Here is a 7,922-nt window from a genome sequence, read left to right on the forward strand (position 1 = left end):
CCTGTTTTCTCTACGGAAAGGGCACGAACAGTGCACACTGAAACCACCACCCCCACCCGGCCGGTCTCACGCAAGTGGCGGGTCGTCGACATCGTCGTCGCCAGCGTCATCGGTGTGGCCAGCGGCTTGATCTTCGTGGTCTGGAACCAGGCCTACAACCCGCTCAGCGGGCTGCTCACCCCGCTCCTGCCCGGACTGCAGGCTCTCCTCGGCGGCGGCTGGCTGTTCGCCGGGGTCCTGGGAGGCCTGATCATCCGCAAGCCGGGGGCGGCCCTCTACACCGAGCTGCTCGCTGCCGTGGTCTCCACCCTCGTCGGCGGCACCGCCTGGGGCGCCACAATCCTGATCTCCGGGTCGGTGCAGGGACTCGGCGCCGAACTGGTGTTCGCGATCTTCCTCTACGCGAACTACCGCCTGCACGTCGCCCTGCTCGCCGGCGCCGGCGCGGGCCTCGCCCTGGCGATCAACGACCTGCTGTTCTGGTATCCGGGTTCCGCGGCCCCCTTCATCACGATCTACACCCTCTCCGCCGTCGTCTCCGGAATCGTCATCGCGGGCCTGCTGTCATGGCTGGCCATGCGCGGTCTGGCCCGCACGGGGGCGCTGTCGCGCTTCGCCGCCGGCCGGGCGGTTCGCGTCTCGAACTAGGGCGCCGACACCATGACTGCCGCGAACTCGGCCCCACCCCGGAGCGCGTCCGTCGACGCCAGGGGCTGGGGCTGGCGGCACGCCGGCCGCACGGACTGGGCGGTCGCCCGCCTCGACCTGCGAATCGACCCCGGTGAACGGGTGCTGCTGCTCGGCGCGTCCGGCGCGGGAAAGTCGACGCTGCTGCACGCCCTGGCCGGCGTGCTCGGCGGCGACGATGAGGGCGAGCAGCAGGGCAGGCTGCTGGTCAACGGCGCCGAGCCGGTCGCGGCCCGCGGGCAGGCCGGACTGCTTCTGCAGGATCCGGACTCGCAGGTCATCCTCGCCCGGGTCGGCGACGACGTCGCGTTCGGCTGCGAGAACCTCGGTGTGCCGCGTGAGGAGATTTGGCGCCGCGTGCACGAATGCCTCGCCATGGTCGGACTGAACGTGCCGCTGGGTCATCCCACGTCGGCGTTGTCCGGGGGCCAGAAACAACGCCTTGCCCTGGCCGGGGTTCTGGCGATGAGGCCGGGGTTGCTGCTGTTCGACGAGCCGACGGCCAACCTCGACCCCGACGGGGTGATCGAAGTGCGCGACGCAGTGGCGCGGGTGCTCGAGAACTCGGCGGCAACCTTCATCGTGATCGAGCACCGGGTGGCCATCTGGCAGGACCTGGTGAATCGGGTGATCGTGCTCGATGCGGCCGGGGGAGTGCTGGCGGACGGCCGACCGGACGATGTGCTGGCGAGCCAGGGCGAGCGGCTCTCCGCCGCCGGGGTCTGGGTGCCCGGACGGGGTCACGGGATGCCGGCCCGGCGGGCCACCGCCCGCGACGGGGCGGACGGCATCCTGCTACGCGCGGATTCCCTCTCCATCGCGCGCACGAAGAACGTCGTCGTCGCCGGCGATATCGACCTCACCGTGCGGGCCGGTTCCGCCCTCGCCGTGACCGGGCCGAACGGGTCGGGCAAGTCGACCCTGGCCCTCACCCTCGCCGGGCTGTTGAAACCGTCGGGCGGACGACTGGAGGCGAGCGCCGACTTCGCCGACGGCGCGGCCGCCGCACCGATCGACTGGACCTCCCGCCAACTACTGACCAGGGTCGGCACGGTCTTCCAGGACCCCGAGCACCAGTTCGTCGCCGGCACCGTGCGCGCCGAACTCGCGGTCGGCCCGCGTGCCCTCGGCCGGAGCGGGCCCGCCGTCGATGGGCGCGTCGACACCCTGCTGCAGAGGCTCAGACTCGACCACCTGGCGGATGCGAATCCGTTCACCCTGTCCGGCGGGGAGAAACGACGCCTGTCGGTCGGCACGGTGCTTGCAACCCAGCCCCGCCTGCTCGTCCTCGACGAACCGACCTTCGGCCAGGACTTCCGCACCTGGCGCGAGGTGGTGGCGCTGCTGCTGGAACTCATCGACGACGGAACCGGGGTGCTGGCTGTCTCCCATGACAGCGACTTCGTCGCGGCGGTGGCCGACCGGGACTACCGCCTGCCGAGCCCCGTCGCCGACCGGCAGCCGGTGACCCCCCGATGAGCGTGCTCGCGGTGCCCGCGGGGAAGCAGGCGATCTTCCGGGTCAACCCGGTGGCGAAGCTGGCGGCGGCACTGCTCCTGGCCGGCGTGCTCATGCTCACGATCGACTGGGTGTCCGCCCTCGTCGCGCTCGCGTGCGAGCTTGTCCTGTTCTTCTGGGCCGGTCTGAGTGCACGGATGTTCCTGATCCGCACCCTGCCGGTCTGGCTGGCCGCGCCGATGGCCGGCCTGACCACCCTGCTCTACGGGCAGGCGGCCGGGCAGGTGTACTGGGCGTTCGGGCTCGTCCACGTGACGCAGGGGTCCAGCGAACTGGCCGTGGCCACGACCCTGCGGATACTGGCGATCGGCCTCCCGTCGGTGGTGTTGTTCGTCACGGTCGACCCGACAGACCTTGCCGACGGTCTCGCCCAGATCGTGCGGCTGCCGTCCCGGTTCGTGCTCGGCGGCCTGGCCGGCCTCAGGCTGGTCGGCCTGTTCATCGACGACTGGCGCGCCCTCGAACTGGCCAGGCGGGCCAGGGGAATCGGCGACGGCGGCGCCATCCGCCGGCTCGCCGGCCAGGCGTTCGCACTGCTGGTGTTGTCCATCCGGCGCGGGAGCAAACTGGCGACGGCCATGGAGGCCAGGGGCTTCGGTGCCCCGATCCGTCGCACCTGGGCCAGGCCGTCCACGTTCGGCGGGCGGGAATATGCCCTGGTCGGCATGGGACTGCTCGTGGCGTTGCTGGCCGTCGTCGTCTCGGTCGCGACGGGCAACTGGAACTTTGTCCTCGCCTGACCCGGCCGGGCGCCCGTCAACGTTGCTCGGCCCGGTCCTCGCCGCGCTGGCCGGCGCCGGGTCCGCCCCTGTGGTGCTCATCGACGGGCCGAGCGGGGCAGGCAAGAGCACCCTGGCAGACCGGCTCGTGGCGGACTGGCCCGGTGAACCGAAGCCGGTCCTGGTGCGGCTCGACGACATCTACCCTGGTTGGCAGGGTCTCGCCGCCGGCATTGACCACCTGACCCGGCACGTGCTCGCCCCGCGGGCCGGCGGCCTGCCCGCGGCCTGGCAGCGCTACGACTGGGCGAACACCCGGGCCGCCGAGTGGCATCCGGTTGATCCGGCACGCCCGCTCATCGTGGAGGGATGCGGCGCCCTCGCCGCCGCGCACCGCCCGTTCAGCGAGATCAGGATCTGGCTCGCCGCCGACGACGGCATCCGTAAGCGCCGCGCCCTGGCGCGGGACGGGGACGTGTTCCGCTCACACTGGGACGAGTGGCAGGACGAGTGGGAGGCGTACCTGGGCCGGGACGACCCGGAGCGCGCCGCCACGATCCGGCTCAGCGGGACGACGGAGAATCACCCGCCTCGGTCTGCCTGAAACCGGTCGGCCCGGACTAGGTTGGAGACATGGCCAGCCCCGAATCCCACAACGTCGTCTACACGGCGGAGTTCATCGACGGTCCCCTCGAGGGGCAGGTCGATTCACGCGTCCTCGTCCACGGCAAGCACGATTCCCGGATCAGCATGCTCGCCGCCGTCGAGGGCATCGAAGCCCTGTTCTGGTACGACGAGGTCGACGAGCGCGACGTGCAGGGCCGCTTGCACGTGCGCTACCGGTTCGATGCCGGCGACAGCGACCCGTACCTGCCGACGGACGAACAGGACTGACGGGGAGCACCTCCGCCCGCGTGGTCCTGCCCGCTAGCGGCGTTCCGCCAGCAGCGCGATGATCATCGGGACCGGGTTCAGCAGCCGCCAGCCCGGACCGGGGGCGCTGATCGTGCGGTCGAGCACGAGCGGCGCCGAGACCGGGGTGCCTGCGGCTTCGACCGACACCCGGCCGATGGTGCGCCCCGCCCGCCCTGTCGAGAAGGTGTCCAGGGTGACCGTGGCCGCACCGGGGGCCTGGGCCTGCCAGCCGAACCGGGTCTTCGACGCGCGCACGGTTCCGGCCGAGGTGGCGCCCCACGGGGTGCTGAACCGCACGTAGGCGTCGCCCTTGGCCAGCACCGGAAGCTCGCTGACGCCGGCGCGGGCGCTCGCCATCAGCGCGGTGAGATCCGTCGTCAGGGTGTCGTAGTCGGGTTCGCCGATCACCGCACCCGAGAAGGTGAAGACCGAGTCGGCACTGCCGACCCGGGCGGTGAAGAGGAAGCACACTCCGGCGGCATCCGTGTAGCTCCGGGAAATGCCGGTGATGCCCTCATCGGGCAGATAGGCGGTGGTGTTGTCAACGCCGCGCTGGCCGACCAGGGCCGACGCGGGCTGCGAGAGAAGCTCCGCGATGACCGGGTCGGCCGCGGCCATCCCGGCCAGACGGGCGAGATCGGTGGCCGTGCCGGCGCTCGCGTCGTGGAGCCCGGTGGCGTCGGCGACCGTGGTTCCGGCGAGGCCATTCGCGGCGAGCCAGGTGTTGGCCGCCTCGACGTAGGCGTCGATGGAGCCGAAGGCCCAACGCGCGAGGGTGTCGGCGTGGTTGTTGCTGGAGCCGAGGACCATGGCCTGGAGCAATTCGGTCTCCGTCCACAATTCGCCGGGGAAGACGACGACGGTGCGGGCACCGGAGTTGCCGTAGTCGATGTAGTCCTGGTAATCGGCGGTGGTGATCGGGATTTTCGGACCCTGCGTGCCGACCTCGAGGGGCTTCGCGTCGAGGACCACCAGTGCGGTCACGATCTTCGCGGCCGACGCCATCGGCAGTGCGTCGGCGCTGCCGCCCACGGCGATGGGCGCTGTCCCGGCTATCGCCGAGGCATCCGGGGTGGTCGCGCCGGGAGCTGGGGTGTCGAGGGCGACGACGGCACTGCCGCCCTGAGTGGGCAGCACGGGCGGGAACGGGCTGGCATCGTCGATCGCGGGGGTCACCCGGGTGGCGGTCGCGGCCGGGAGCGGGCCGAGGAGGGTTGCCGGGCCGTACACGCCGATCAGCAGGATCGCGAGAGCGCCGACCGTGATGCCGATGAAGCGGCCGGGCCGGAATCTGTTCATGGGTTCAGGCTAGCAAGCGCGGGTCATCCCCAGCCGAGGTCGTGCAGCCTGTCGTCGTCGATGCCGTAGAAGTGTGCGATCTCATGCACGAGGGTGATGTGGACCTGATCGCGCAGGTCCTCCAGATCGGCGCACAGCTCGAGGAGCGGTTCACGGAACACCACGATGCGATCGGGCATCTCGCCGAATCCGTACTGGCCGCGCTCGGTCAGCGCCACGCCATCGTAGAGACCCAGGGTGTCGAGCTCGCCGCTCTCCGGGCGGTCCTCGACCACGAAGATCACATTGTCGAGGCCGTCGACCATGTCGTCGGGGAGGAGATCGAGCTCGTCGATGACCAGGCGCTCGAACTCCTCGTGACCCAGCTGCAGCATCCGTTCAGCATCTCACGCCGGTGGGTGACCCGGATGTCTCAGCCGTTCGCCGCGGCGTTGATCGTGATCTTGTCGAGCCCGCCGTCGGCAACGCCCCACTTGTCGAGGATCGCTGCGTAGGAACCGTCATCGACCATCGATTGCAGGGCGGCCTGCACGGCCTTGGCCAATGGTGACCCCTTGGCGACGGCCAAGCCATAGGGCGAGACATCGAACGTCTTCCCGGCAGTCTGCAGTTTGCCGCCGGTGCGGGAGATCGCGTAGAGGGTAACCGGCGAGTCGGCGCTGAACGCGTCGGCCTGGCCGAGGATGGCGGCGTTTGTCGCGGCGTCCTGGGTGTCGAACTTGAGTTTGGTGATCGGCGGCTTCCCGGCCGCGACGCAGGCATCGCTCTTCGCAGGGATCTCATCGGTGTCTTCGTAGGTGGTGGCCTGCACGGCAACAGTCAGCCCACAGGCGTTCTCGGGGTCGACGGACTTTCCCTTGGTCGATGCCCACTGGATGCCCGCCGTGTAGTAGTTGACGAAGTCGACCTGCTCTTCGCGTTTGACGTTGTCGGTGAACGAGGACTCACCGATGTGCATCTTGCCGCCGATAATGTTCGGGATGATGGTGTCGAAGTTGGCGACCTTGTATGCGGCGGTGAGGCCGAGCTTCGCGGCGATGGCATCGGTCAGTTCAATGCCCCAGCCGATCGGGTTGCCGGAGTCGTCCTTGAACTCGTTGGGGGAGTAGTTCGGACTCGTGCCGATTATGAGGGTGCCGGATGCGGTGATCTCCTGCGGCAGCAAGGCGGCGGCCTTGTCATCCTTAGCCACGACGGTGTCGGTCGCGGTCTCGGTGGAGCTGCCCGGCGAACCGGCGGAATTGTTGACGCAACCGGTCAAGAGCAGCGCAGCCAGGGCCGCGACTGCGGGGACTGCATAGCGCACGCGCATGGAGACTCCTTCGTCTGTTTTCCCCCACCCGTCGAGTTTGCGGCGCGGAGCCGGAACGGAAGGATTCAACCGGAGTCTACGAGCCCAGCTGAGAGGGAGCGCTGCGGGAGGCCACAGCGCCGGGAATGGCAACCGGATCGTGATGGAGGCCGGTCGGAATCCCCGACAGCCCGTGTTCTGGCCGCTCTCCGGTCGGCACGGTTGCCCGAGGCTTAAACGCAGAAGCTCCACCCGAGGTGGAGCTTCGTACGACATTGGGGTGACTGACGGGGCTTGAACCCGCGACCTTCCGGACCACAACCGGACGCTCTACCAACTGAGCTACAACCACCATGCGTTGCGCTTCTCCCGAAGAAGCAGCGGCAACTCAAGAATTCTATTACACGTTTGGGCTAAAAGTGGACACGGCTTCGGCGGCGCGCGACTTCGCCTGGTCGCTGGTGGGCCCGGGGTCGGTCACGAAGACCGTCTGGCGGTAGTAGGCGAGCTCGCGGATGGACTCCAGGATGTCGGCCAGGGCGCGGTGTCCGCCATCCTTCGCAGGAGCGTTGAAGTAGACCCGCGGGTACCAGCGGCGGGCGAGTTCCTTGATCGAGGACACGTCGACGTTGCGGTAGTGCAGCTGGTTGTCCAGGCGCGGCATGTACCTGGAGAGGAAGGCCCGGTCGGTGCCGATCGAATTGCCGGCCAGCGGGGCCTTCTGATCGGCCGGAATGAACTTGAGCACGTACTCGAGAACCTCGAATTCGGCCTCCGCCGCGCTGACCCCGTTGGGGATCTCGGTGATCAGCCCCGAGGAGGTGTGCATGTCCCTCACGAAGTCGCCCATGTTGGCAAGGGCCGAGTCGTTCGGCTTGATCACGATGTCGAGGCCGGGGTCGATGATGTTGAGGTCGTAGTCGGTGATCACGACCGCGATTTCCACGAGTTCGTCCGAATCCAGGTCCAAACCGGTCATTTCACAGTCAATCCAAACCAACCGGTCACTACTTTTTGTCATGTGCCGAGTCTAGCGGCGGCCACCGACCGCCCCTCGGAGAGCGACCCGGCCCCGACCTAGACTGGTTCCGGCACCGTCGACGGCACGGATGCGTTGCCTCGACACCGTCTGGAAGGGAACCCGCTGATGGAACTGACCTATTTTTCTTCCGCGTTCTGTGAGCCGTGCCGGCAGACCAGGGCGGTGCTTACCGAGGTGGAGCGCCTGGTTCCCCAGGCACGGGTGCGCGAACTGGACGTGGCCAGGGACACCGCGGAGGCCGAGGCCAGCGGTATCCGGATCACGCCGACGGTCATCGTCCATGACGCCGCCGGTGCGGAGGTGTTCCGGGCGACCGGCGTGCCCACCGTCTCCCAGGTGCTCGTTGCGATCGCGAAGGCCCTGTGACCAACCCGACGGGTCGTCTGCTGTATCGTTGAACCGCTTTCCCTGCCCCCGTAGCTCAGTGGATAGAGCAGCGGCCTTCTAATCC

General features: G+C 68.9%; 10 protein-coding genes and 1 tRNA gene. 6 read left to right on the top strand and 5 right to left on the bottom strand.

All coding sequences use genetic code 11. From position 1 onward, the window contains the following. Positions 1 to 30 precede the first annotated feature (30 nt). Genes E3T48_RS02580 through E3T48_RS02600 form a run of 5 tightly spaced genes read left to right on the top strand, consistent with a single transcriptional unit; the run spans position 31 to position 3,818 of the window. Positions 31 to 648 carry an ECF transporter S component gene (locus tag E3T48_RS02580; RefSeq protein ID WP_134522310.1) on the top strand — a complete coding sequence of 206 codons (618 nt, stop codon included), beginning with the start codon at positions 31 to 33 and terminating at the stop codon, positions 646 to 648. Positions 649 to 660: 12 nt separating this feature from the next. Then, positions 661 to 2,166, top strand: coding sequence for an ABC transporter ATP-binding protein (locus E3T48_RS02585; protein ID WP_134522311.1), 1,506 nt, complete (start codon positions 661 to 663; stop codon positions 2,164 to 2,166). Next, entirely contained in the window at positions 2,163 to 2,945 is a 783-nt protein-coding gene (locus E3T48_RS02590; protein ID WP_134522312.1) for an energy-coupling factor transporter transmembrane component T family protein, read from the top strand. Before E3T48_RS02585 ends, E3T48_RS02590 begins: the two co-directional genes overlap by 4 nt. Beyond that, complete coding sequence (locus E3T48_RS02595; RefSeq protein ID WP_241986575.1) at positions 2,932 to 3,528, top strand: nucleoside/nucleotide kinase family protein; 597 nt, start codon at positions 2,932 to 2,934, stop codon at positions 3,526 to 3,528. The genes E3T48_RS02590 and E3T48_RS02595 overlap by 14 nt, the downstream gene beginning before the upstream one ends. Positions 3,529 to 3,557: 29 nt before the next feature. Further along, positions 3,558 to 3,818, top strand: a complete 261-nt coding sequence (locus tag E3T48_RS02600; protein WP_134522314.1) for a hypothetical protein — start codon at positions 3,558 to 3,560, stop codon at positions 3,816 to 3,818. 33 nt (positions 3,819 to 3,851) lie between these two features. On the opposite strand, the gene E3T48_RS02605 is transcribed toward E3T48_RS02600, so the two are convergent. The 5 genes from E3T48_RS02605 to orn all read right to left on the bottom strand — a co-directional run bounded on the left by E3T48_RS02605 (position 3,852) and on the right by orn (position 7,450). Then, positions 3,852 to 5,138, bottom strand: coding sequence for a D-alanyl-D-alanine carboxypeptidase family protein (locus tag E3T48_RS02605; RefSeq protein ID WP_134522315.1), 1,287 nt, complete (start codon positions 5,136 to 5,138; stop codon positions 3,852 to 3,854). Between the two features lie 23 nt (positions 5,139 to 5,161). Continuing rightward, positions 5,162 to 5,512: a metallopeptidase family protein gene (locus tag E3T48_RS02610; RefSeq protein WP_134522316.1), complete on the bottom strand. Its 351-nt coding sequence runs from the start codon at positions 5,510 to 5,512 to the stop codon at positions 5,162 to 5,164. Between the two features lie 38 nt (positions 5,513 to 5,550). After that, entirely contained in the window at positions 5,551 to 6,450 is a 900-nt protein-coding gene (locus E3T48_RS02615; RefSeq protein WP_134522317.1) for an ABC transporter substrate-binding protein, read from the bottom strand. Positions 6,451 to 6,705: 255 nt separating this feature from the next. After that, a tRNA-His gene (locus E3T48_RS02620) sits at positions 6,706 to 6,781 on the bottom strand. Positions 6,782 to 6,829: 48 nt separating this feature from the next. Further along, on the bottom strand, positions 6,830 to 7,450 hold the full coding sequence (orn, locus tag E3T48_RS02625; RefSeq protein WP_134522318.1) for an oligoribonuclease: 621 nt from the start codon (positions 7,448 to 7,450) through the stop codon (positions 6,830 to 6,832). 126 nt (positions 7,451 to 7,576) lie between these two features. Here orn and E3T48_RS02630 point away from each other — a divergent pair, with 126 nt between their 5' ends. Next, complete coding sequence (locus E3T48_RS02630) at positions 7,577 to 7,837, top strand: thioredoxin domain-containing protein (protein ID WP_134522319.1); 261 nt, start codon at positions 7,577 to 7,579, stop codon at positions 7,835 to 7,837. Positions 7,838 to 7,922 lie beyond the last annotated feature (85 nt).

The sequence above is a fragment of the Cryobacterium fucosi genome (genome assembly GCF_004403515.1).
GTDB classification, from domain to species: domain Bacteria; phylum Actinomycetota; class Actinomycetes; order Actinomycetales; family Microbacteriaceae; genus Cryobacterium; species Cryobacterium fucosi.